Consider the following 25,562-nt stretch of genomic DNA (forward strand, 5'->3'; position numbering starts at 1 on the left):
CTCGGGATTTCTATTTATTCCCCTCAGCAGGGGAAATCCCGCTCCAAAGGCGGACGCTTCGCTCCCTCTACCCGATTCCGTCCTCCTCCGCTGCTACGCTCGCCGAACTGATTTTAAAAAATTATTGCCCTCGCTATTCGCTGGGCAACTTTTTGCTGGCTCGTTACTTCGTTTAACTCGCTACAGTTCTTAAACCTTAAAATAACTTGCAAAGCAGTCGCTTCGGTGGACGGATCGGGCTATGGGCCGCTGTTGGCTCGGGATTTCTATTTATTCCCCCTCAGGCAGGGGAAATCCCGTTCCAAAGGCGGACGCTTCGCTCCCTCTACCCGATTCCGTCCTCCTCCGCTGCTATGCTCGCCGAACTGATTTTAAAAAATTATTGCCTTCGCTCTTCGCTGGGCAACTTTTGCTCGCTCGTTACTTCGTTTAACTCGCTTAATAATTAAGGGCATGAACCTACCGCAGATACATCTGCAACGGTTGCAATTGCAACTCGCGGATGGCTTCTGCCACCTGCTCGGCAAGGCGGCGGGCACCGCGTTCCTGAAAATGCGTGTTATCCTCCACGCCTGAAGGGAAGTTCACATACTCGCCTGGCAGCACCCACATAAAGTCGTCCTTGGTGCCTTCCACTCCCGCCTGCTCGAACAGAAGGCGGCTGCGCTCTGCAAGATCGATCAGCGGTACACCTTCCTGTTCCGCCAGCTCACGTACGGCGATGATATAATCGCCATGTGTATCGGTCAGTGTGCCATCATCCGCAAAATAGCGACGATGTACCGGGGTTATGAGCACCGGACGAGCCTTGGCTTCACGGGCAGCATCGATATATTTTTTCAGATATTCCTTATATGTTGTGAATGGGTCGGTCCCACGTTCAGGGTCCGGCTTCTCATCGTTATGTCCAAATTGAATAAACAGAAAATCTTCGGGCTTGATTCGCTCCAGAATGGCGCTGAGCCTGCCTTCATTCATAAAACTGCGGGAACTGCGCCCTGACTGGGCATGATTATCCACTGCCACATCATGTTTGAACTGTGCTGGCAATATCTGGCCCCAACCACAATACGGATACCCACTTTCCGGTTGGTCCGTTACGGTTGAATCCCCGGCAAGAAATACAGTCATGGTCTGATTCGCAAGGGTGATCTCTAACGCATTGATTCTTGGCGCGGGACCGGAAAATGACAAACGAAGTCTGCCGCCACGAACAACGACCGTGAATCGCACCTCTGCAAAGTGCCCGGGAAGTGTATGAATGGTTGGCAGTACAAGCCTGCCCTCACCAGCTTTCACACGGGTTACTGTCTCAGCTAATTCATCACCTGCAACAAGTAAAACCTGATAGGTTCCATCGGGAACATCCACGATGAAGGATGCTTTGAGCGGAATACAGAAGCTCGAACGCAATCGGGCAGACATGGTTGTCTGCCCCGGATTGTTATGATGTTGTTTCGTGGAATTCGACACGTCATCATCTCCGATGCGTTGTTTCTCATACACCAGAGAACCCGCTTCGAATCCGTATCCGCCTCGTTCCTCATATGTGGTTGTTGCAGTTACTTTCAGATAATCCCCTGTCTCATCTGCTCTTCCCGAGTCCGGTCCAAAGTTATACTTCCAGCTGGTCACGGACACTGCCTGGCCCTCTGCCGCTGCCTCCATGGCAACGGCCTGACGATCCTGAGCTTTATTCAAAAGCGATAACCTCCTTGGTTAACTTTCGTAAACGTTCAATCGGGCAAGATACGAAGATATACAGTTAAGCCTGCTTATCCTTTCAATCCGCTGGTACTCATCCCTTGAACAATTTGTTTCTGGAAGATGAAGAACACCGCTACAACCGGAACCAGACTGACGATGGACATCGCAAACATGGCGCCCCAGTTGGAAGCAGATTCGCTATCCAGGAACATTTTCAGTGCCATCGATACGGTATATTTCTCAGGCGAGTTGAGGTACAATACCGGGCCGAGCAGATCCTCCCATCTCCAGTAGAAGGAGAAAATCGCTGCTGTTGCCAGAGATGACTTGATCAGCGGCATAATAATCTGAATATATAATCTGAATTTGTTACATCCATCAATGGTTGCAGCCTCATCCAGCTCCTTCGGAATTGTTCGAATGAACTGTACCATCAGGAAGATGAAGAACGGCATTCCGAAGAATGTAGGGACAACGATTGGCAGAATCGTATTCAGCCAACCCAGCTTCGTGAAGATAATGTATTGAGGAACCAAGACCACGTCATGTGGCAGCATCAGCGTCAACATCATAATGGAGAACCAGAAGCTACGACCTTTGAAGCTAAGTCTGGCAAAACCAAAAGCGATCAGTGATGACGATATCACAGCACCGATGGTAGATATAACTACAATTACAAGGGAGTTGGTGATGTAATCCATGAACGGTCTTCCTGCTGTTCCTTTCCAACCATCCACATAGTTACTCCAGATCCACTCTGCTGGAAACAGGGTGTCTGCGGTAACAAAGATCGTACGACTTTCCTTGAATGAACTGAAGAGCATCCAGAGTACGGGATAGAGCATCAGGAGGGCAAGAGCTGCAACGAACAGGTGATACACGGGCCATTTTACATTTTTCCATACCATCATCGTTACTTCCCTCCTTCAGATTCATAGAATACCCAGTACTTGGATGTCAGGAACACAGCCACCGTGAGTATTCCAATCATAATGAGCATGATCCAGGCCATGGCCGAAGCATACCCCATGTTGTTAAACATAAATGCCTGACGGAACAGATACAGGGAGTACAGCATGGTACCGTCCATTGGGCCGCCTTCGCCTTTGGAGATAATGTAAGCAGGTACGAAGGTCATGAATGCCCCAATTGTCTGCATGATCATATTGAACAGGACGATTGGGCTAAGAAGCGGCAAAGTGATGCTGAAAAATTTCCGAACCGGATTCGCCCCATCCACACCTGCTGCCTCGTACATCTCAGGGGAGATATTTTTGAGACCAGCCAGGAAGATCAGCATAGACGAACCGAACTGCCACACAGACAGTGAGATCAGCATAACCAGGGACGCATTCGGGTCACCAAACCAGCTTATAGGCCCAATCCCAATTGCCGTTAGAGCGCTGTTGATAACACCCTCATTACTGAAGAGGTTACGCCACATAATAGATACAGCCACACTACCGCCGATAATGGATGGCAGGTAATACAACGTCCGGTACGTTCCAATCATACGAGAGCCAGTGTTGAGGACCATCGCTACGAAGAGGGCAAAGATCAATCTTAACGGAACCCCAATGAATACATACAGAAACGTCACTTTGACCGAGTTCCAATATTTCGGGTCATCAAAAAACATTTTGGTGTAGTTATCGAGCCCAATCCACCGCGGAGAAGTGAACAAGTTATAACTCGTGAACGACATATATAAGGATACAAACATGGGGATGAGTGTGAAGCCCAGGAATCCAATAATAAACGGGCTTATGAACGCATATCCGGTTAAGTTTCGACGTAACGACGAATACTGCCTCAATGGAACGAACCTCCTTCATGGATCAGCTTGCTCTCTCATCCTTACTTCGGTCATCTGGACGGGGAAAGGCCCTCGCATTCGCGAGCAGCCCCATTCCCGACCATCCCTGAAGTGGGACGAGCAAGCTATCATTCAACTGTTATTTATTGTTTGCAAGTACCGATTCGGCATTTTTGCGGAATGTTTCTGCTGCCTGTTCAGGTGTGATTTTGCCAAAGTTCAACTCTTCAACCACATCGGCCAGAGCAGAGATTACTTCCGGTGAACCCACCGGTGGCGGTGAACTCATTGGTGAAGCCTTAGGCTCCATTGCGGCTACGAATTCAAAGACCTGTTTCGTGGCGTCACTCAGCTCAGGTGCGATGGCTTCCTTGATGGCTCCGGAGATTGGTACACCGCGCTCCCCTTTGATCAGTTTGTTGGCTTCCACGTCATTCACCCAGAAATCAATGAATTTAGCCGCTTCTTCCTTCACTTTGGAGTTGGATGTTACACCCCAATACATACTTGGTTGCATATAAAGTCCTTTTTCCATATCAGGTCCTGGCATTGGAGCAATTTCGAGCGGACGGTTCGCTACCTGTTGCAAAGCTACGAACTGGTTGGACCACTGCCATACGCCAATTCCTTTTTCCTTCACGAGATCCGATTCCTCAATAATGCCTTTGGTTTGGTTGGCTACATCCGGTGTAGGTGCTGCGCCCTGCTCAATCATGCGGCGCATAAGTCCGAAGAATTCAACAAACAATTGGTCATCATCATAACCAAGACCTGTACCTTCCGCATTGTATAGCGACAAGCCTTTGGTACGCAGGAAGTAATGGAAGAAGATATCCGGAGCTACCCCTCCATCCAAATACAGACCTTTCTCAGCGGCTTGTTTACCCAGTGCTTCGTACGACTCCCAAGTCATATTGTCAGGGATTGCATCCATGCCTGCTTTTTTAAGCAACGCCGGATCATATTGGAAGCCCAGAACGTTAACACCGGCAGGTACACCGTATTGTTTGCCATTGATTACACCTGTGCTAATTACATTCTCGGACACATCGTCTACTTTGATCTGGTTGCCCAGATAAGGAGCTAGATCCTCAAGCTGACCATTCTGTGCATATTGGCTGATGTAGGAAATATCCATCTGAACGATGTCAGGCAATTGATTTGCTGCTGCTTGTGGTGCGAGCTTTTTCCAGTAGTCATCAAATGAAGCATATTCCACGTCAATTTTGACATTCGGATTTTTCGACTTGTACAGGTCAATGACCTTCTGTGTATATTCATGCCGTGCATCCGAACCCCACCAAGCGATCCGCAGAGTAACCGATCCATCCGAAGACCCCTGTTCGCTTCCTCCACCTGAACTACATGCCGCTGTAAAAACGAGCAACGCAGCCATCATCAGGAATATTGCCTTTTTCACCATGCCAATCTCCCCTTTTATGTTGATATGGTTGTGTGAACGCGTTACCCTCTTATTTCTGATAACGCTTTCACAAACTTGTTAATGTCATTTTCGCAAATGTACGACCAGAGTTGAATACACAAAACCGTCTTGTTGGTTCAAAAAACAGAGGAGGACAACAGCCCCCTCTCAGCGCTGTTCATCCTCCCCAGACATGAGTCATACGATTGATATCCCATTGTTATATGCCGATCCTGCGGAATTCCGTAGGTGTCATACCGGTCCATTTTTTGAACACCTGACTGAAATATTGCGAATTACCGCCGAATCCGAACAACTCAGCGAGTTCGAATACTTTAACATCCCCACCTCTGCGGATATGATCACACGCCCGTTCGATGCGCAGACGATTGACGTAATTGGAGAAATTCTCGCCCGTGACTTTTTTGAAAATCTTGCCCAGATAATCCGGATTCATATATAACATTTGATGGGCGACTCCATTGAGCGAGAGATCCGCCTCTCCATAATGACGATCCACAATATCCATCATCTTCTCCACGGCAGAAGACTGGCGACTGATATGATTTTTGTAATACCCGGAAGTTAGCCGGGCTGCACTGCTTGCAACAAAAGTTTTTAATCCAGATAACGTATCGATATGAGGTAGCTCCGCCATACGCTGGGTGAATTCTGTTGCCTCCTCGGGCGGACATACATGAACCATCGCAGAATACAGCTGCACTACATAAGAACGAGTCACCTCAATCTCCAACTGCTGACGCGATAATAGATCAAACAGACGATCCACCTCTGCCGCGGTTTCTTCTGTATTGCCCGATTTGATCAACTGACACAGTTGCTCCGCATCCTGTTCTACATGCACGCCATCGCATTCTCCGGCCAGAACGAGATCATTTTTCGTGATCAGTTTGCCTTCACCAATAAAAAAGCGATGGTTCAGATACTGCAATGCCTCACGAAACAACCGCCGGGACTGGATCATTCGATCTGCTTCACTCAGCGCAGCGGTCACTTCCAGTTTATATAGTCTGGTAAATGCAGCCCGAACCTCTTCAATATTTTCTTCCAATCGGCCCGGATCAGTTGAATCCGCAAGCAGAATCAGAAGTTTGCCTTCAATGGTAGTGCTTAACAGTACATCTGGTAGCAGATCACTGGCAATGTTTTTGATCGCAAATAAGTGACTGTAATCATGCTCATCCACGATTCGGAACAGCAGTAACCGAACTGTGTTCTCTTCAAGTTCCAGATCGAACAGCTCCTGATAATATTCCAGATCAACTGGCCCATAGGTTCGGTTGGTCATGAATTCCAGCAGAAATTGCTCCTTCACATGCGGAAGAACACGCTGCAATCGCTGTTTCATCTCACCAGCAACATGCTCCTTCACTTGAGCATCCTGATGTTCCTGCAACAGTTCGGTTAACGCATCATGGATCTGATTCTCATTACATGGTTTGAGCAAATAATGCTTCACACCATATTGCATCGCCCTGCGGGCATACTCGAACTCCTTGTAGCCGGATAACATGATGAAACGTACCCCTGGATATGCTTCGGATGCCTTCTCTATGAGTCCGAGACCATCCAGACCAGGCATGGAGATATCCGTTATAATAATGTCAGGTCTCGACTGTCCGATTTTGTCCAATGCTTCAATCCCATTCCTCGCCGTACCCACCAATTCCGTACCTGCCGCGGCCCAATCGACCACTTGGGAAATTCCCTCCAGAATGACACGTTCATCATCTACGAGCATCACTTTGTACATCGTCATCGTCCTCTCTGATCCAAGGTATGCTGATCGATACTACAGTTCCTGATCCGGGCTTGCTGCTCATCACCATTCCACCTTCATCACCGAAGGTCAGTCTGATTCGTTCCTGGATGTTAGATAACCCAATGCCCTGTCCTCTTGTCTGAATACGTCCTTCGTGTAGTTGTTCCAGAAATTCCGGTGTCATCCCCGGACCGTCGTCTTCGACTTCGATAATCACCTTATCTCCATCTGCTCTCGCCCGAATACGAATTCGGCAGGGATCGATGCTTGGTTCGAGTGCATAATGTATGGCGTTCTCCACGAGTGGCTGTAACGTTAACTTGGGAATCCGGGCCGTTCCCACCTCAGGGGCAATCTCCATGTCAAAATTAAGTCTCTCCTCAAAACGAGTGCGCTGAATCGTAACGTAACTGCGAACAATGTCCAGCTCTCTTTCCAGCGTGATCCACTTCTCGGACATATTCACAGAGCTGCGCAGCAGAAATCCAAGCGCCTCAACCATTTCCGAGATCTGTCGTTGCTTCTGCACTTTGGCCAACCAGTTAATTGATTCCAGCGTGTTGTATAGAAAATGTGGATTAATCTGCGCCTGAAGCGCTTTCAACTCCGTCTCACGAATCACCAATTGCTTGGCATAGTTCTCATCAATCAATTCACGTATCCGTTGAAGCATCATCTTGAAGGTGCGATGCAGCAGCCCAACCTCATTCTGTGGAGATATGGGAACATTGCCAAGGGCAGCCTCCTCCAGTTTATCCAAATCGCCTTTTTCGATATTACGCATCTTTTTGATCAACTGCGCAATCGGGTGGGTGATACTGCGAGAAAACTTCGCTCCAATAATCAGTGCGACCAGAAAAATCATAATAAAGATGACCGTGACCAGCTGTTTGACAAACTGAATTTGTTTAAACATCTGATCAAAAGGCGTCGTATATAGGTAAGTCCAGTCAGTGTAGGAAGAGTTGGCCCGGGCGACAAAATAACGACCATGCTCAAACATGGCGATACCATAAGGTTGGGTTCGCTTCAATTCTGACTCTATCTCCGCTTCACTGACTGCTGATTCTGTTGGATAGATCACTTCTTTTCCATCCGTAATCAACAACTGGGAGTCCTCTGCCGGTTCTTGCATCTGATCCTGGACAATTCGGTCCAGACGGACACGGATAATCAGCGTACCGAGCTTTTCCAGCGTAAACGCCCCACCTGTAAAAGATTTCACCTGTCGGACGGATAAAAGCCTAGCTTGTTGATCCCCGCTGGTATGCCACACATTGGACCCCGAGTATCGGTCTCCCAGTGTCACCAGTTCCTTCTGTTTTGTCTCCGAAATTCCTTCCCGGTTCCCTGCAGCCATAACGTTATTATCATTATCGATAAATAGCATGGAATAGACGTATTTCTCAGACCCTGCATAAGCAACTAACCGGTTAGTAATTTTTTTGCGCAGACCATTTTTCTCGTAACCTGTCTCGGCCTTTTCAAGTTGAAGCAGATATTGCTGAAGCGGCTCATCTGACATCACCTTGAAAGAGAGACTGGACATCTCACGCAGTTGATTCTCAATGCCTACTGAAGACATATTGAGGACTTGCGAGGACTTCTCGTAGATTTGACGATCATAGATGCTGAACACATATCGGAGTACAGATGCATAAAACGTAAAGCTGATTAACATCAAAATGCCAATGAGAAGAATCGTTTTGTGATGAATCGGCAGTGTTGTGAAAGCGTTCTTAATTTTAGTCATCCTAAGCGCTCCTTTGCCTTGCGAAGGGTGCTGTCGTGTTATGGTTTAATCGTTTTATTGTAAGTTATTTTCATATTTACACATCCACTGGGCATCTGACAAGATATATTTATCCAACATTTCAGGTCATTAGAGGAGTGATCCATCTGTGTCAGCAACTCAAAAAGAACACAAAACAGCCAGAATACCTTGAACAGATCAAGGCATTCTGGCTGTTGAATCACATCATGCTAAAGCATGAAATATATCTTACGGATTAACAAAAACCGTTCTCAGCTTCGCTACATACTGCACATCAAAGCCAAGACCTTCAGCTACCATGGCAAGAGGGACATAGGTTTTGGACTCTTTGCCTACCTTGTTCAGGAATGCAGGTGTATCCACAGTAACCGATGCTCCATTGACCTTCACCGCATTGGCACCAATCTTGACAGCAACTTTCCGCTCTCCATATGTAATGGTTGCGGTTGAAGTCTTGTTATCCCATACCGTAGTGGCACCAACAGCGTTCACGATATCTTGAATCGCCACAAAGTTTTTGCCGTTACGGATAATTGGTTTGTACGGTGTATTCAAGGTTTTGCCACTCACGATAATATTCATGGGTTCACCTGTGGCAGGTGCAGTCAGCTTGGTGTAATCTCCCCAGATCGTTTTGGCAAATACTTCGGCAATGGCCGCATATCCGAATTGATTCGGGTGGAAATCACGATCTTTGATCATATGAGTCATCGTGCCTTCACCGCCAACAAACTCTTTGGCCACGTGTGCGACTTTGACATTGGTTCCTTGAGCAGAGAATTTAGCTGCAATTCCATCAATCGTCTGTGTGAAACCTTGGGATGCCTCCATCAGTTTGGCATAGAGTGTCTTGCCTGCTACTTCTGGCATCGGTTGATATTGGTCTGCGATGACAATTGTAGCGGTCGGATTAATTTCATGGATCGTATTAATCGTTGCACTAACATTGTCTGTATATGTTGCAAGTAATTCTTCTAACTTCGCTTGCAGTTCCTGATCACTCAGTTTGTCTGCTGTACCAAGAAGCTCAGATACATCATTTCCCCCAATGGTAATTGCAACCAGATTGGCTTGCGCTACACTCTCACGGATTGCAACAATATTGGCTCCGATCTGCCCCGCTCTTGGATCAGGAAGACTTGGTTGAATGGCTTCGGAAGTCAGTGTTTTGCCATCCTTAATTGCAGTAGTGAAGTTTTTCAGACCACTGGTCTTAAGTCCCGCAATCCCGTAGTTGTCCACCTGTGTACGTCCGTGCAGCAAACCTTGCTCCTGCAGACGTTCGACATAACCATAAGGCAATTCTTTCGTGTTAGGCTCATAACCTACCGTTATGGAATCTCCCAATGTGACGATGCGGAACTCCTTCGTTACGGCTACCGCATCTTTCTTCGCAGTCAGCGAAGCTTCGTTTGTACCCGCTGGCAGTACACCGGTTTTGGTGTCAGCCGCGTGTGCAGGCAATGCAGAAGATGTGAAGAGCAGCATTCCTGCCAACATGCTCGCCGTTAAACCGGCAGCCGTATTTTCCCATATCCGTTTACGCTTCATTCAGGTAACACTCCTTTTCGTGAATCTATCTTCATTCACACTAATATATAGTACATCGCTCATTCCAATGATATAAGTTCGTGTTACTCTATTCTATCATTTTAAAGCAGGCGCTGTCCTCTCTGCTGGAAGTGCGCATGAAATAACAGACTCCCGGATGGGGAGTCTGTTACTGGTGAAGCACAGCTATGACGTTCAGTGATTAGTTAAGATTGCGGCTTATCCGAGTCTTCGGCATTCGAATGCCCCTTGTCGCTCTCCGGTTTGTTCCCGGTAGCTCGCTCCAGATATCGATCATAACGATCATCCAATTCGCGTGCCATCTTCCGGTACTTTAACGTTTCCTCGACAATCGGATCACGCTCTGTCTGGATTCGCACTTCATATTTGGGAGGAATCAGCTGGCGTTCACGCTGATCGGTGTCGCCGGACTCTTCCATGTCCCCTTCCGTCAGCATATCACTGAGCCGTCGTTCCAGTTCTTTGGATTCATCCATTGTTTTCGCTCCTTTAATTAAAGTCATACATGCGTTAATTATTACTATTGTACTTTCACTTCGTGTACAGAACCATCTTCCGATCGGTGATAAAGGCGTAGCATATGCTTACGAAGCAGCTTTCTTTCAGAAAGCTTTTAGCTCCGCTTCTTCAGATTCTTTCTGTCCCCTCCGTTAATGTACAATTAAAAGTAATTAAAGCATCGATGAGTTGAATAAACTCACTCCAGACCCGTTGCTTTCGCTTCCTTCAACACATCCGTCAGTGCATCATGGATTTTGCCATTGCTGGCAACGACATGACTTACTGACAGTTGATAAGGTGTTCCGATGGTATCGGTCACCTTGCCGCCAGATTCTTCAACCAGCAGCGCACCTGCGGCAATATCCCACGGTTTCAACCCAACTTCGGTGTAGGCGCTGAGACGCCCTGCGGCAACATACGCCAGATGAAGGGCAGCAGATCCGCCTGCACGCAAGTTACGAACTTGCGGAGCCAGCGCCTGCACAGCAGCCATATTCAGTGGCAACGCAAAGGTTGTGTCTGCCGGGAATCCAACCGCAATCAGACTCTGAGCCAGTTCCTGTTCACCGGATACTTGCATCCTGTTGCCGTGAACGTAAGCTCCTTTACCTTTTTCCGCAACAAACATTTCATCACGGGAAGGGTCGTAGATCACGCCGACAATGACTTCACCATTATGAGCCAATGCGATAGACACCGAGTAAAACGGGAATCCGTGTACGAAGTTCGTCGTTCCATCCACCGGATCAACAATCCACAGGAACTCTTCTTCCTCGGCCTCTTTCAATGCTTTTGCCGAAGCTTCCGGTCCCGGTTCTACGCCTTCTTCACCCAGAATGGCATGGTTGGGAAAATGCGTAAGAATCAGGCGGCGGATCATCTGCTCCGCTCCTTTATCCACTTCGGTCACCAGATCCTGGGCTGAATATTTGGTGCCAAGTTCAGCTACCGTCCCAAGACGGCTTTTGATCCATTCGCCAGCTTTGGAAGCTGCATTAATAGCAACGGCAGTATAGCTTTTGCTTGTCACGACATAAGGTATCTTTTCCTTCTCATTCAAAGCGTTCACTCTACTTTCTATATCAATCTACGAAAAGTTGAAATACTTGTTAAAAGTATACGCCCCGCAGGTCGTAAAGTTTCTCGTTGCCCAAGCCCCTTTTGGCTCTACGGATGAATGATGACGGTAGACTCGTCCACCCACTCCACGCCTTCTTCGTGATAGAATGCCAGCTTCTGCATCAGCTGCACAAGAGCCTCATCCTTGCGTTTGGCCTCAATCATCACGTCAAGCCTTGGGGTGTCTGCTGCGATATGACGCAAGAAGTCGAGCATAGGCTCTACCTCCACGCCATCCGCATGACCTCGCACATCCTTTTCACTCTTCGGACTGGAGACATGAATTTTGGGCGGCAATGGCTGATCAGCCGGTGAATCTGCCTGGGCAAGCGGTGACTCCCAGGTCTTCAGAATATCAGGCCACAGATCCCATGGCTGTTCTCCCTCGTTGTTAACCCACTGGTGATGGATATCCAATACCATGGGTAATCCCAGGCGCTGGCACACGGCCAGTGTCTCGGGTGCGTTGAATGTTTTGTCATCATTTTCGAGTGTGAGCCGCTCCTGAATGTCCCGATCCAGCTTCAAAAAATTTTCTTCAAAACGAAGCGCCGCCGAAGGCTTGTCCCCGTATGCACCACCAATATGTATATTGTTCTTGGCAGTGGCATTCAGTCCCATGGCATCCAGCATCCGAACATGATGACGAAGGTCGCGAATCGAGTTGCGCAGAACTTGCTCACGGGGTGTACTAAGTACGGTAAAATGATCCGGATGAAAGGATACACGCATATGATTTTCCTTTACAAAATCACCAATGGCCGCAAAGTCCTGCTTCAGAGCCGGGAACGGGTCCCAGTCATTCAGATCCTCGTGTGTTGCCAGTGGAATCAATTTGGAAGAGAAGCGATATACATGAATATGGCTGCCCTTGTTGTGCCTGAGCAAACGTAATGTATTATGCAGGTTCTCTGCTGCAATCCGTTCGAGCTTGCGGATCGCTGCTTCCCTGTCACCGATTTTGTTAAAACTCGACATGGTCATGGTCCGGGAAGGCGAGGCATTCTCTATGAGCACGGACATGGCCACGTAACCAAAGCGTACGAGCATGAATTTCTTCCTCTCTATTAGGGCGGAGAACCTGCAAGGCATGTTCAGCCGTCAGGATGTACCGTCACTGTATATAACCAAGTTTTACCCTAAAAGAGTGACCATAATCGTATTCTGGCAAATCAGTCCATCCAACCCGCATTCCCGGTCAAAATCACTACTCCTGCGCTTGTTCTCCAAAGAACATCTCATCGGCAAGCGCGGTCTGGATACGTGATTCTTCCTCCGTCAGTTTGCGGATCAGTTGCATCTCCACTTCGGTTACTTCCTGTCCCTGGAAGTTGATCTCTGCAATGGAAACCACGATCTTCACGATGGCTACAGCCACGTTATCCGGTGTGTATGCAATCACTTTCTGGCCGGTAGGAAATACCCGAAAGCCCTGTTTGACCATTTTGCCGCGTCCGTATTCAAGCAGTTCGAACAGCTCCTGCTCACTCTTGAACTTGCATACGGAATTGAATTCAGTCTGAAATCCCATGCATATCCCTCCTGATCTTGTGGTTGCAGGCTACGCCTGTACGCCGTTCTCGTAATTCAGTGCCTGCTTGCGGTTGTAACGCTCCAGTGCCAGCTCAATCATGCGATCCAGCAATTCGGCATACGATACACCTGTCTCACGCCAAAGAAGTGGATACATGCTATAGGGTGTGAAACCAGGCATGGTATTCACTTCATTAATAAGCAATGCGCCGTCATTTTTTCGAATGAAGAAATCCGCACGTGAAATGCCGTTACCTTCAATCGCACGGAACGCCTGCAGAGCTGCCTCGCGAATGCGATCTGCGGCCTCCGGGTCCAGTGGAGCTGGGATCAGCATCTGTGATTGACCATCAATATACTTGGCCGCATAGTCATAATACTCCCCGGAGGATACGATCTCGCCTGGAACGGAAGCCATTGGCTCGTCATTGCCGAGCACGCTAACCTCAACTTCACGAGCTTCAACGAACTCCTCAATAACCACCTTCGTATCATACCGTAGTGCGAACTCGACAGCTGTCTTCAGCTCATCGCGGTTACGCGCTTTGGAGATGCCCACACTGGAGCCCAGATTGGCCGGTTTGATAAAACAAGGATACCCCAGCTGATCTTCGACCTGTACGATCATTTCGTGCTCTGTCTGCTTCCATTGTGTAGCATTAAAATACGTAAAGGCACATTGGTCAATGCCTGCCTGTGCAAACAGCTTTTTCATGACCACTTTGTCCATACCGCCAGCCGAAGCGAGTACACCTGCACCCACATATGGCATATCCGCCATCTCGAACATGCCCTGAATGGTGCCATCTTCGCCAAACGTACCATGCAGCAGAGGGAACATCACGTCTAGCGCTTCTGCTCCGCCATACAATCGGCCAAACAGTGCGTTCAGCGCATCCTGCGTTCCACCCGCCGATTGCTCCAGCTTCAAATCTTCAATCTGCGTGAACGGCGCATGCATGACAGGTCCTTTTTTCCACGTCCCCTGCTTGGAGATATAAAAAGGAACCAGTTCATACTTCTCGTAATCAAATGCGTTTGTTACAGCAAACGCCGTTTGCAGCGACACCTCATGCTCGCCTGATTTTCCGCCGTACACGACGCCTACTTTTAATTTATCCATACTCATGTGTACCCTCCGATTATCTGTGCCTGATGCTGTCATGCTTGCATGCTCAGCACCCTTGTTTTTCTGCTTGTGTTATCTGGTCTTATTTTACACGGAACTGGATGTCTGCGTCACCGCATCCCGAAAATCTTTCGTGTTCAAAACTCATCTGAAATATGAAAAAGCCGGTATACCGTCCGCTCCGTCCAAGCGTAAGAATCCCGGTAATCCCAAAATCGGTGACGGCTGCTGACCGTGTGTGCGTTGACCAGCGGCATACCACCCGCATCAAACGCGGTCACAACGGTGCTGTGCTGAAATCGTCCATCTCCATCCCAATCGTAGAGAATAACATCACCGAGCATCAGCTGCTCGGGACGCTCCACTTCTGTCGCGGTCAGACCCCAGCTGCTACCTGACAAATAACGCTCCAGACTGTTGGAAACTGCCCAGCTGTAACTCCACATTTCGGAGCCGTTTACATACCCCTTATACCACCAGCCGGCTTCTCTTCTACCAGTATAGTGGATGGGTGCGCCCCCTGCAAAGAGACATTGGGACACGTAATTGGTGCAATCCACATCAAATTCCTCAAATGCCGGATTCCCCGCATTCCACCACCGATCCGCATAGGCAACCGCCAGATCTCTGCGATAGGACTGTTGCCTTGAGCTTCTTCCCTGACCCAACACTTCCCGATTCAGCAGCGGTCGATTCATCGCCTGTACAAAATCAGCTTGTTGAAACGGACGCCCTTCCCCCGCAGGGCGACGCTCCGGCACTTCTCGCTCAACCCGTCCAATGATCCATCCATCACTCTGCCGCAGAAAGGTTAACCGCTCCCGCTCAATCCGGTCCTCCCGGTGGGTAATACCGCTCTTCTCATAGAACAGTCTGCTGTACAATTGTACATCCACCACGGCTTCTTCCTGTCCATCCATAAGCGTGCGCACAAGCTTGGCGCTGGTCTCGCTGCGAAGAGGCACGGCGCGCCGCTTACGATACCATTCGTCCAGCCTTGCCATACGCTCTCCCCGTTCCACCACGAATTCAGGATCGGTAACGATCCGTTCGCTGGTCTGTGGACGGTAGTCGATCTCACAGCGATTGTACTGGTTCACGTAAGTATATAAGGCACTCTTCCATTCCCGTTCCAAGCCTATGTCCCCCTTTGGCATGAGATCTGTCCGGAATAATCATTGCGTATATAAACTCCTACTATTCATATGAGAGGGTCCCCGGTTGTATGTACACGGCTCGAGATGGAGGTCCAAAATTCGGCAAATACAGGTACACGAGATATCTTATTCCTGCCCTCTTCACGAAAACGCCTTCATTGGTCCAAATGCTTGCTTGATCAGGCAAAAAGACCTTTACGTACGGAAGTGAAAACGGTATACTTAATACTAAAGTCATGATTATGAAATTACGTTTCATCTGATGAAACTAACGAACAAGAACACGGAACGATGAAGGCCTGTTCTTCACCTAAATGAACGTTTTCTTCATCTCACCGACACATCCCAAGGAGGTACATGTATGTCAGCAAAGAATCATTTCTCCGCCGCTCGCAGTCTTGAGGTTGGAGGCAAGTCTTACCGCTACTACAGTCTCGATGCTCTTCAGGAAAACGGCCACGGCGATCTTTCCAGACTCCCTTTCTCCATTAAAGTGTTGCTTGAAGCAGCAATTCGTCAATTCGACGGACGTGCCATTACCGAAGAACATGTAAAACAACTGACCGGCTGGGCAGATGGCCGTGATAATAACAAGGAAATTCCATTCATTCCTGCACGTATCGTACTGCAGGATTTCACCGGTGTACCGGTTGTCGTTGACCTCGCTGCAATGCGTGATACCGTGAAAAAAGCAGGCGGCGATCCGAAACAGATCAACCCGCTCGTACCCGTCGATCTCGTTATCGACCACTCTGTTATGGTTGATGCTTTTGGTACCAACGATGCACTTGATTACAATATCAAAGTCGAGTTCGAGCGTAATGAAGAGCGTTACCGCTTCTTGCGTTGGGCGCAAACGGCATTCAACAACTTCCGTGCAGTTCCACCATCCACAGGGATCGTTCACCAGGTTAACCTGGAGTATCTGGCTTCCGTTGCAGCAACGAAAACTGTTGACGGCGAGACCGTTGTATTCCCGGATTCCCTCGTAGGTACTGACTCCCACACCACCATGATCAACGGACTTGGCGTTGTTGGTTGGGGTGTTGGTGGAATCGAGGCCGAAGCCGGTATGCTGGGCCAACCGCTTTACTTTGTAACACCGGACGTTATCGGTTTCAAACTGACAGGCAGCCTGAGTGAAGGCGCAACAGCAACAGATCTGGCACTGACCGTTACCCAGTTGCTTCGTAAAAAAGGCGTTGTTGGTAAATTCGTAGAGTTCTACGGACCTGGTCTTGCCAACATCGGTCTGGCTGACCGTGCAACAGTAGCCAACATGGCACCAGAGTACGGCGCAACGATCGGTTTCTTCCCTGTCGATAGTGAAACGTTGAACTATCTGCGCAGCACTGGCCGTCCTGACGAGCAAGTGGAGTTGGTTGAAGCTTACTACAAGGCTCAAGGCATGTTCCGTACTTCCAGCACCGTTGACCCTGAATTCACAGATGTGATTGAACTGGATCTCGGCTCTGTTGTACCAAGTCTTGCAGGACCAAAACGTCCACAGGATCGCATCGAGCTGACACAAATGAAAGAAAGCTTCAACAGCATCATCCGTACACCTGTAGATAAAGGCGGATACGGGCTGAGCGATGAGAAAATCGAACAAACCGTACCTGTCAAGCACCCGAACGGTTCGAGCAGTGAACTGAAAGCAGGCGCTGTTGTGATCGCGGCGATCACAAGTTGTACGAATACTTCGAATCCAAGTGTTATGGTTGGAGCAGGACTACTGGCGAAAAAAGCAGTTGAACGCGGCCTGACCAAGCCAGGATATGTGAAAAGCAGTCTGACTCCAGGTTCCCTTGTTGTTACCGAGTACCTGGAAAAAGCAGGCCTGATTCCATATCTAGACCAACTCGGATTCAACGTTGCCGGCTACGGCTGTGCGACTTGCATCGGTAACTCCGGCCCACTGCCAGACGAAGTGAGCGAAGCGATTGCTGAGAACGATATGACCGTTGCGGCTGTATTGTCCGGTAACCGTAACTTTGAAGGCCGTGTGCACGCACAGGTTAAAGCCAACTACCTGGCATCTCCACCACTCGTTGTGGCATATGCACTTGCAGGTACTGTGAATATTGACTTTGAAACCGATCCAATCGGTTATGATACGAACAATGAGCCTGTATTCCTGAAAGACCTCTGGCCTAGCTCCGAGGAAATCAAGGATACCATCGCTAGTTCCCTGAACGCTCAGATGTTCCGCAACAAGTACGAGAACGTATTTACAGCCAATGAGCGCTGGAATGCAATCTCTGTACCGGAAGGTGAGTTGTACGAGTGGGATCCAAATTCCACGTACATTCAGAATCCTCCGTTCTTCCAAGAACTTGGCGACAAGTTGAACGATATCGCAGATATCCGTTCTGCACGCGTTATGGCATTGCTTGCGGATTCCGTAACAACGGATCACATCTCGCCAGCAGGTAATATTGCGGTATCCAGCCCGGCTGGACTGTACTTGAAAGAGCATGGCGTAGAGCGCAAAGACTTCAACTCCTACGGTTCACGTCGTGGTAACCATGAAGTCATGATGCGTGGTACGTTCGCCAATATTCGTATCCGTAACCAGGTTGCTCCGGGCACCGAGGGCGGTATCACGAAGTACCTGCCAACGGACGAAGAAATGTCCATCTACGATGCTTCCATGAAGTATCAAGATGAAGGACAGAACCTGATCGTTATCGCTGGTAAAGAGTACGGTACAGGCAGCTCCCGTGACTGGGCGGCAAAAGGTACATTCCTGCTCGGCGTCAAAGCCGTTATCGCCGAAAGCTTCGAGCGGATTCACCGTAGTAACCTGGTCGGCATGGGCGTAATGCCATTGCAATTCCAAGAGGGTCACGGCTGGTCCAGCCTTGGTCTGAACGGACGTGAAACGTATGACATTACGGGTCTCAGCAATGATGTGAAGCCAGGACAAGAGTTGAAAGTTACCGTAACTCGTGAAGACGGTACACAGTTCGACTTCCCTGTTATCGCTCGTCTGGACAGCATGGTTGACGTGGATTACTACCATAACGGCGGTATCCTGCAAACCGTATTGCGTCAAATGATGAAAAAAGCTTAATTGCCTTAACCATTCGTGATATGAAGTTATATTAAAGAAGCTCCCCATCATTGCCATTGGCTTTGATGGGGGGCTTCTATTTGCTTGCTCGATTTTATTCCGACTTCCATATCAAGAGTTGGTTGAGAGACTTGAGCTGCCCAAGTTGAATTAATGACTCTCTAAATACATGCCCATTAAGATATCAGTAATTAAGCTGTTTTTATCTCTAGTAACGATTCCGAGTTCTTGTACAGGTGTAGGATGCTCGATATTAAGCTCAAATAGATTACCCTGAGCTAGTTCATTCTGAACAAATGACTTTGTTACAAAAGCCGCACCGTAACCCCTCTTAGCAAACTCCACTAGCATATCTACACTGTTCAACTCTATATCTGCTTTAATTTTATAACCTTGGGTAGCAAACCACGCTTCTAAAATCCTTCTAGTTGTGCTACCTGAGGACAACAATAATAGAGGAAGCTCTGTCAACCTTTCCGTTGTAATTAATTCGTCAGCCAGATATTGAAATTTGGGTCCAACAACAAAACAACTCTGAATAGATTTGAGGGGCCTCACAACCACTTCCGATACATTGACTGGCAAATAAACAAATCCAACATCCAGTTGACCTTCTTTAATATGTTTTATTATTTCATTGGTTTTCGCCTGTAATAAACGGATGCGGATCTCTGAATATTTTTCATGAAATTCATCCAAGATTGGCAACACCACATCTTTGATGATTCCTCCATTGGAACCTATACGAACAATCCCCACTTTATTCTGTTTAATCAAATCAATTTGATTTTCAGCTACCACAATATGATAGAATGCCTTCTCAATGTATTCAGCCAATACCTTTCCTTCTTGTGTCAATCGAACACCCTTAGAAAGCCTCTCAAACAATTCAATACTTAGGTTTTCTTCTAACTGTTTGATAGCATAGCTAATCGATGGCTGAGTCATGTGAAGTTGCTCGGCTGCCCTGGTTAAGTTTTCGGTTTGGGATACTTTCAAGAAAATTCGATACCATTCTGTATTAATTTGCATTAGTGATATCACCTCTCTCTATGACAAACACCAAATTTATCAATTTCATTTATCACAATTATACAGTTACTATAAGATGAAGAGCAAAGCAAGTTTAGGGAGGCTAACATCATGGCAGGTAATACTTTTGGTGAAAGATTTAAAATTTCTACTTTTGGCGAATCTCACGGAGAAGCTGTTGGCGTAATTATTGACGGGGTTACACCTGGCGTTACCATAGAAGAATCTTACATTCAAGCACAGATGGATCGCAGAAAACCAGGCCAATCTTCAATAACTTCTCCTCGAAAAGAATATGATAAAATTAAGGTCCTTTCTGGTATGTACGAAGGGAAAACAACAGGCACGCCTCTTAGTATTATCTTATATAACACTGATATGCGACCAGAGGCTTATGGTGATATCAAAGACTCTTTTCGTCCTGGGCATGCAGATTTCACATATCTCAAAAAATATGGCATTCGTGATCACAGAGGTAGCGGCAGGGCTTCGGGTAGAGAAACCGCCGCAAGAGTTGCTGCTGGAGCAGTTGCACGTAAACTTATAGAGCAAAGAGGCGTATCTGTCCTCGCCTATACGACTGCAGTTGGTGAGATTACAATTAACCGGTTTGATGAAGCTTCAATAGAAGCCAATCCTGTAAGAACGTGCGATCCTGATGCTGCTATACAAATGATAGAAAAGATCGAGTCACTTGCTAAAGCTGGAGACAGTTGTGGAGGAATCGTTGAATGTATCATTAGAGGCGTAGATCCTGGTTTAGGTGAACCTGCGTTTGATAAACTCGATGCTGATCTAGCTAAAGCTATGTTATCCCTCGGTGCTGTCAAAGGTATTGAATTCGGAGCTGGATTCTCAGCTGCTAACATGTTAGGAAGCGAACATAATGACCAGATGACTAGTGCTGGTTTCTTAACTAATAACAGCGGTGGAATCATTGGTGGAATTAGTACGGGGCAAGATATTGTTTTTAGAGTAGCCGTAAAGCCACCTTCTTCCATATCAACACCTCAAAATACGATTAATGTAGATGGTGAAGATACGGTTATTGTCACTGAAGGAAGACATGACCCTTGTATCTGCCCTAGAATTGTTCCTGTAATTGAAGCTATGGCTTGTTTAGTAATTGAAGATCACTATAAGCGTCAGGCGGCTCTTTTAAACTAATCATTTAAATCAAGTTCATAACTCACTAAATTTGAATTGATGTAACTAGATATAGATAAATCGATTTTTCCGTCTATATCTAGTCGTAATTGAAGCAGATAAACTATATCAAAAATCAATCTTTATTCGGACTTCGGAATCATCAGGAGGTTCTGCGATCCGGTATAGCCCTCTGCTGTTTAATTTCTCAACATTGATCCAATCCACAAAGTCATCTCCACCGTAACTCCGTACGAACACAGCATACTCCAATTCCCCATCATAATTAATGGACTCTGTGTATTGTGTAAACGGATGTTTACCCTCTATACTCTGCAAAAAATCAGAAAATTCAATTCTCCACTCTTCAATCTGCTCTGCATATTGGTCAGGGACATAAAAATAATGCCCGTCTGGTGTATAATACGAAATTTTCATAATCATCTTGTAAACCTCCTGGAACCTGATTTGTCAGCAGGATGGAGTTTTAATATTTGCATACCTTCTCTCAGTTGCTCCGACACAGCCGTATAGTACTCGATCCGGTCGGCAAGTTCACGTTCAGTCTTATGTATTAAATAATAAGAATATTTCTGCATTAACTCATGTTCGTTCAACTCAATAGGTAGGGTAATAATCTCAATTTCATCTGAATCAAAGTAATGTCGATATCCTCTCTCCCTTAACCCAACGTTCATCACAGTTTTGATCACTAATAACTCATCTCGGGTACAACTGTTGATCAATTTGGATCTTTGCCGTTCTAAACCAAGTACAACTTGCTCGCCACGTTGCTGGGCCTCTGCTTCAGCAATTTCACTTTCAATGGCTATGATGGATCTCATCCTACCTGCAAGCTCTTTAGCTAATGAATACAATGAATAACCTCCTTATATGAATATTAGAAATCATAATGTGTTAACTTAACTCTAACCTACTCGTAATGTTACTCGCAATGCAAAAAAGCCCCCCATCATATACATTTCCATGTATGTGGATAGTGAGCAATCAAAGTACAAATATGAGCCAGTTCTGGATCAGCTTTAGCCGAAGCTGCTTTGTTAAATTGTACTGGTTCTAATGCCCAATGTGATGTGAGGCTTGATCGAACAATTGAATCGTACCCATGATCAGAAACAGACACGACAGAGCAATTAACGAGCCTCCGACCCATCTAGACATGATCAATCGCTCCGTAATCTGTTTTTCCGAAGCATCCGTTACCTTGTGTGGATACACGAGAAACATTAGCCCTACGCTAATGAACAGTATCGCGATGATAATCAACGTATTCCCTCCTTACACGTGACTCTCCTTAGAGGTTAACTTCGTCGTCTCGCGGGATTCTCCTCCCACCAACACCCTTTTCAGGCCAATGGCCATGGTGAAAATGATATATCCAATCAAGCCGCCGAGCGTATTAAGCATCAGGTCATCCACATCAAATATGCCCATGCCAGTCACTAACTGTGTCACCTCATACCCCAGACTGAGCAGCAGGGACAGCAGGAATACCTTTATTCCAGAGAATAATTTGTTGCCCGTCAGAACAGGAATGAAGATACCTAGTGGGATAAAAGCCAGAACATTCCCTACCAGATGGATAGCTGTACCTGGACGATGTAATGACAGGCTGTTCCAGTCTCGTGAAATTTCCTGAAATGGCGTCAGGTTGACGGTTCGCGCATGAATCAGACCCGGTTGTTGCAAGAATACCATCAGTCGAACCTTCACGATGCCAAAGTCGACAGCACTTCCTTTGAACAGGATCAGCTTCGTCAGCAGATATAAATAGATAATGAACACGGCAGTCCAAAGGATGTTATGTTTGCTTTTCTTCTGGTTGTTGTGTTTCATGTTGTTTGGCCCCCTTGTGTTGCCCTGTTATTTCTTTACGGTGACAATGACGCCATCCATGTTGTCACCCGATATTTCAGTTTCGCCGTGCTCAGGTATGTAAACAGTCGTATCTCCAGTGGCCCGATAATAGCGGATATGATACGTCTCATCCTCTACTTCAACAGAGATGTTCTCCTTCTCCTTCAACATATCAAGGTACTCCTCCAGTACCAGATTGTTCTTATGCATGATCGCACTGTGGGGCAACCCCACATACCGAAAGTGCCATGGTTCATATTGAATACCCGTGATGCTTACTTTATCTTTCGGGTAACGCAAGATAAATCCGTATTTCCATGCATTTTTCTCCAACCAGTCACCCTCCGGTGCTTCATTCATGGCAGCCAGACTTGAACCGACATCCAGGGATAAGCCAAGATTATGCTCACTGTGACCTGCAGGAAGTGCATAGTCTGATCCCATTTCCTGATATAGCTCGTCCTGCTTCTCAAAGTCCCTGTACCCACTGCTCATGAGAAAATATCGAACTCCCTCTTCCCCTGCTGCCTCAACCATCTTCTGAAACTCCTGCGCCACCAGTCGGGACAACATGATTTTCCGATCCATTATTCCATATCCACGAAGCAGATCATCCTCATCCGCCACATATACAATATCGGATCTAATCCCCTCCTCGTGAACGGGGTATTGCTTATTAACCAGTAACAAATTGCCCTTATGTACCTGATCCTGAATATTTCCTGTGACGGATACCGTATAACCTGCGGGATTTTCACGCGTATTCTGAATCTCGATGGGCAGCTCATTCTTCTGCTGAAGCCATCCCGGTGATTGTGTAACAATATATCCAACCAAAACGATACATATTAAAAAGCCCCACTTTTTCATGCTTGCTCCTCCTTATAACTCATACATCAAGGATAGACAAAACAAGTTAAAGAAAAAGCAGGGCAATTTTAAAGTTTTTCTTAAATTATACGTTGAACCTTATCGGAATACCGGCAAACGAACTTCGAATTGCGTCCTTACCACATCGCTCTGGGCCGAAATCGTACCGTCATGCTGCTCTACAATATTGCGGGCAATAAATAGGCCAAGGCCTGTCCCACCCTCTTGAGGGGTTCGGGCACGATCTCCTGTGTAATACATATCGAAGATATGCGGCAATTCCTCCGGACGAATATGTCCCCCATAGTTAATCACCTGAATAATGATCCGGTCTGCATCACGATAGCCGTTAATATCCACGTACATGCCATCCTTGCCGTGCCGTGCAGCGTTAATCAGCAGATTCTCGAACACACGAGCCAGCAGCTCACCATCACCGGAGATGGTAAGTTCAGTGTCTATTTTCAACCGGGTAATCAGATGATTCTTTTCAAATACAGGATAGAGCTCTTCGTTCATCTGCTTCAGCAGTTCGCTAAGATCCAGCCGTGTTTTGTTTATAGGCAACATGCCATAATTCATGCGGGTAATTTCGAACAAATCATCAATCAGCTTCTCCAGACGCTGTGATTTGGTGAATGCAATCGATGTAAAGTGTCTTACTTGCTCCTCTGTCAGTTGATCATCCTTCATGAGCAGGTCCAAATATCCAAGCACAGAGGTCAGCGGCGTTCGTAGGTCATGCGCAAGGTTTACGATGAGCTGGTCTTTGCTGTTCTCGGCAAAGTCACCTCGTTCCACCGCTTCCCTTAGCTTCTCACTTGCCAGATTCACATCCTCCGCAATCGTACCTAACTCATCCTTCGAAGAAATCTGTACACGATGCTGAAAGTCTCCATTCGCCAAGTGATTAATGCCTGCGGAAATCTCTTTGAAATACGTGACATAGGGTCTTGTAAACAAGTAGAAAAACAAAATCGCAAGCGGGATGAAGAGTAGCATAAAGACATATAGATCGCCAATACTTCTCATGATATTACGATATTCCGCCAGCGGATCTTCTCTCCTGACCCCTGCATAATACATCTGCAACAGCCTGTACACGATAAATGTTACGGCGCCAGAAGACAGCATGCTCAGACCGACCAGCATAATCATCGTTGTGCGAAAGCTTCTGCGTTTAGTCATTGAATGTATACCCCACGCCCCAGATGGTTTTGATAAACTTATTCTTGTCCACATCTTCTCCGAGCTTCTTGCGCAGCGTCCGAATATGTACCATAACGGTATTGCCACTTTCGAAATAAGCCTCTCCCCATACCTTTTCAAAAATGCTTTCTGCGCTGAATACCTGTTTCGGATTGCTCGCAAGCAACACTAAAATATCAAATTCCTTCGGTGTTAACTCCAGCGGTTTACCGTAAAGCGTAACGCTATGCTGCTCCGGTGCAATGACAAGTCCGCCCTTTTCCAGAATCGAGCGCTGAACCGCCGCTGTGGACTGGCTGAATTGCAATGAGCGCCGCAATTGGGAATTCACGCGTGCTACAAGCTCCATCGGGTTAAACGGTTTGGTCATATAATCATCGGCACCCATCACCAGCCCCGTAATTTTATCCATGTCCGAGGTTTTGGCACTCAGGAAAATGATCGGGAAATGATGCTGCTCCCGTATTTTACGAGTCACCTCGTAGCCGTCCATACCCGGCATCATAATGTCCAGTACGGCCAAATCAATGGCATGTGTCTGAATCGCCTGTAGTGCCGACTGTCCGTCAGATGCTTTGACGGTATGATAGCCTTCTTTTTGTAAATGTAAAGCCACTAGATCCGCGATCTCTACTTCATCGTCCGCAATCAGAATCGTAATTCGCTTCATTGCTTATTTCACTCCTATATGGGATGCTGAGCAATATAACACCTATGAATCTAACAGATAAGTACAAGATAAACAATTGAAAACAATGCTATATAAGTAGAACAAAAATTTTACACTTTTCACTCCGATGTCAGAATAACCTTCCAATCGCTGTTATCCCCAGATTT

Annotated in this window: 23 protein-coding genes; 2 read left to right on the top strand and 21 right to left on the bottom strand. The window is 47.0% G+C overall.

The window, feature by feature from the left end; all coding sequences use genetic code 11:
* Positions 1 to 459: 459 nt before the first annotated feature.
* From MKY73_RS26190 to MKY73_RS26250, 13 genes are all read right to left on the bottom strand, one after another.
* Positions 460 to 1,701: a GDSL-type esterase/lipase family protein gene (locus tag MKY73_RS26190; protein ID WP_339304216.1), complete on the bottom strand. Its 1,242-nt coding sequence runs from the start codon at positions 1,699 to 1,701 to the stop codon at positions 460 to 462.
* Positions 1,702 to 1,775: 74 nt separating this feature from the next.
* Entirely contained in the window at positions 1,776 to 2,615 is an 840-nt protein-coding gene (locus MKY73_RS26195) for a carbohydrate ABC transporter permease (RefSeq protein WP_339242906.1), read from the bottom strand.
* A gap of 5 nt (positions 2,616 to 2,620) precedes the next feature.
* Positions 2,621 to 3,523 carry a sugar ABC transporter permease gene (locus MKY73_RS26200; protein ID WP_253429934.1) on the bottom strand — a complete coding sequence of 301 codons (903 nt, stop codon included), beginning with the start codon at positions 3,521 to 3,523 and terminating at the stop codon, positions 2,621 to 2,623.
* Positions 3,524 to 3,662: 139 nt separating this feature from the next.
* Complete coding sequence (locus MKY73_RS26205; protein WP_339304217.1) at positions 3,663 to 4,946, bottom strand: sugar ABC transporter substrate-binding protein; 1,284 nt, start codon at positions 4,944 to 4,946, stop codon at positions 3,663 to 3,665.
* A 220-nt stretch (positions 4,947 to 5,166) separates the two neighbouring features.
* Complete coding sequence (locus MKY73_RS26210) at positions 5,167 to 6,720, bottom strand: response regulator (protein ID WP_339239436.1); 1,554 nt, start codon at positions 6,718 to 6,720, stop codon at positions 5,167 to 5,169.
* Positions 6,695 to 8,482, bottom strand: a complete 1,788-nt coding sequence (locus MKY73_RS26215) for a histidine kinase (RefSeq protein ID WP_339304219.1) — start codon at positions 8,480 to 8,482, stop codon at positions 6,695 to 6,697. Before MKY73_RS26215 ends, MKY73_RS26210 begins: the two co-directional genes overlap by 26 nt.
* A 249-nt stretch (positions 8,483 to 8,731) precedes the next feature.
* Complete coding sequence (locus tag MKY73_RS26220; RefSeq protein WP_339304221.1) at positions 8,732 to 10,054, bottom strand: stalk domain-containing protein; 1,323 nt, start codon at positions 10,052 to 10,054, stop codon at positions 8,732 to 8,734.
* A 206-nt stretch (positions 10,055 to 10,260) separates the two neighbouring features.
* Positions 10,261 to 10,551 carry a hypothetical protein gene (locus MKY73_RS26225; protein ID WP_339239431.1) on the bottom strand — a complete coding sequence of 97 codons (291 nt, stop codon included), beginning with the start codon at positions 10,549 to 10,551 and terminating at the stop codon, positions 10,261 to 10,263.
* 221 nt (positions 10,552 to 10,772) lie between these two features.
* Positions 10,773 to 11,645: an inositol monophosphatase family protein gene (locus MKY73_RS26230; RefSeq protein ID WP_339304223.1), complete on the bottom strand. Its 873-nt coding sequence runs from the start codon at positions 11,643 to 11,645 to the stop codon at positions 10,773 to 10,775.
* A gap of 98 nt (positions 11,646 to 11,743) precedes the next feature.
* Complete coding sequence (gene uvsE, locus MKY73_RS26235; protein ID WP_339304225.1) at positions 11,744 to 12,745, bottom strand: UV DNA damage repair endonuclease UvsE; 1,002 nt, start codon at positions 12,743 to 12,745, stop codon at positions 11,744 to 11,746.
* A 157-nt stretch (positions 12,746 to 12,902) separates the two neighbouring features.
* On the bottom strand, positions 12,903 to 13,226 hold the full coding sequence (locus tag MKY73_RS26240) for a hypothetical protein (RefSeq protein ID WP_062837611.1): 324 nt from the start codon (positions 13,224 to 13,226) through the stop codon (positions 12,903 to 12,905).
* Positions 13,227 to 13,256: 30 nt separating this feature from the next.
* Positions 13,257 to 14,357: a D-alanine--D-alanine ligase gene (locus tag MKY73_RS26245; protein ID WP_339304227.1), complete on the bottom strand. Its 1,101-nt coding sequence runs from the start codon at positions 14,355 to 14,357 to the stop codon at positions 13,257 to 13,259.
* Between the two features lie 137 nt (positions 14,358 to 14,494).
* On the bottom strand, positions 14,495 to 15,499 hold the full coding sequence (locus tag MKY73_RS26250; protein ID WP_339308762.1) for an amidase domain-containing protein: 1,005 nt from the start codon (positions 15,497 to 15,499) through the stop codon (positions 14,495 to 14,497).
* 376 nt (positions 15,500 to 15,875) lie between these two features.
* On the opposite strand from MKY73_RS26250, the gene acnA reads away from it, so the two are divergent.
* Positions 15,876 to 18,590 carry an aconitate hydratase AcnA gene (gene acnA, locus MKY73_RS26255; RefSeq protein ID WP_339304229.1) on the top strand — a complete coding sequence of 905 codons (2,715 nt, stop codon included), beginning with the start codon at positions 15,876 to 15,878 and terminating at the stop codon, positions 18,588 to 18,590.
* Positions 18,591 to 18,740: 150 nt separating this feature from the next.
* On the opposite strand, the gene MKY73_RS26260 is transcribed toward acnA, so the two are convergent.
* Positions 18,741 to 19,622 carry a LysR family transcriptional regulator gene (locus tag MKY73_RS26260; RefSeq protein ID WP_339304231.1) on the bottom strand — a complete coding sequence of 294 codons (882 nt, stop codon included), beginning with the start codon at positions 19,620 to 19,622 and terminating at the stop codon, positions 18,741 to 18,743.
* 111 nt (positions 19,623 to 19,733) lie between these two features.
* On the opposite strand from MKY73_RS26260, the gene aroC reads away from it, so the two are divergent.
* Complete coding sequence (gene aroC / locus MKY73_RS26265) at positions 19,734 to 20,789, top strand: chorismate synthase (RefSeq protein ID WP_339304233.1); 1,056 nt, start codon at positions 19,734 to 19,736, stop codon at positions 20,787 to 20,789.
* Between the two features lie 108 nt (positions 20,790 to 20,897).
* Here the strand turns inward: aroC and MKY73_RS26270 are convergent, their stop codons facing one another.
* The 7 genes from MKY73_RS26270 to MKY73_RS26300 all read right to left on the bottom strand — a co-directional run bounded on the left by MKY73_RS26270 (position 20,898) and on the right by MKY73_RS26300 (position 25,395).
* On the bottom strand, positions 20,898 to 21,212 hold the full coding sequence (locus MKY73_RS26270; RefSeq protein ID WP_339304235.1) for a hypothetical protein: 315 nt from the start codon (positions 21,210 to 21,212) through the stop codon (positions 20,898 to 20,900).
* Complete coding sequence (locus MKY73_RS26275) at positions 21,209 to 21,646, bottom strand: hypothetical protein (protein WP_339304237.1); 438 nt, start codon at positions 21,644 to 21,646, stop codon at positions 21,209 to 21,211. The genes MKY73_RS26270 and MKY73_RS26275 overlap by 4 nt, the downstream gene beginning before the upstream one ends.
* 199 nt (positions 21,647 to 21,845) lie before the next feature.
* Complete coding sequence (locus MKY73_RS26280; protein WP_339304239.1) at positions 21,846 to 22,055, bottom strand: hypothetical protein; 210 nt, start codon at positions 22,053 to 22,055, stop codon at positions 21,846 to 21,848.
* Between the two features lie 12 nt (positions 22,056 to 22,067).
* Positions 22,068 to 22,625 carry a VanZ family protein gene (locus MKY73_RS26285; protein WP_339304241.1) on the bottom strand — a complete coding sequence of 186 codons (558 nt, stop codon included), beginning with the start codon at positions 22,623 to 22,625 and terminating at the stop codon, positions 22,068 to 22,070.
* Positions 22,626 to 22,652: 27 nt separating this feature from the next.
* Positions 22,653 to 23,516 (bottom strand): M15 family metallopeptidase, encoded by an 864-nt coding sequence (locus MKY73_RS26290; RefSeq protein WP_339304243.1) that lies wholly within the window; start codon positions 23,514 to 23,516, stop codon positions 22,653 to 22,655.
* A gap of 99 nt (positions 23,517 to 23,615) precedes the next feature.
* The gene (locus tag MKY73_RS26295; RefSeq protein WP_339304245.1) at positions 23,616 to 24,704 is read right to left on the bottom strand and encodes a HAMP domain-containing sensor histidine kinase; all 1,089 of its coding nucleotides are present in this window, start codon (positions 24,702 to 24,704) and stop codon (positions 23,616 to 23,618) included.
* A complete protein-coding gene (locus tag MKY73_RS26300) occupies positions 24,697 to 25,395 on the bottom strand; it encodes a response regulator transcription factor (protein WP_339304247.1) in 699 nt (232 codons plus the stop codon). Before MKY73_RS26300 ends, MKY73_RS26295 begins: the two co-directional genes overlap by 8 nt.
* Between the last annotated feature and the right edge of the window lie 167 nt (positions 25,396 to 25,562).

Source organism: Paenibacillus sp. FSL R5-0519, from assembly GCF_037974275.1.
Taxonomy (GTDB): Bacteria; Bacillota; Bacilli; order Paenibacillales; family Paenibacillaceae; genus Paenibacillus.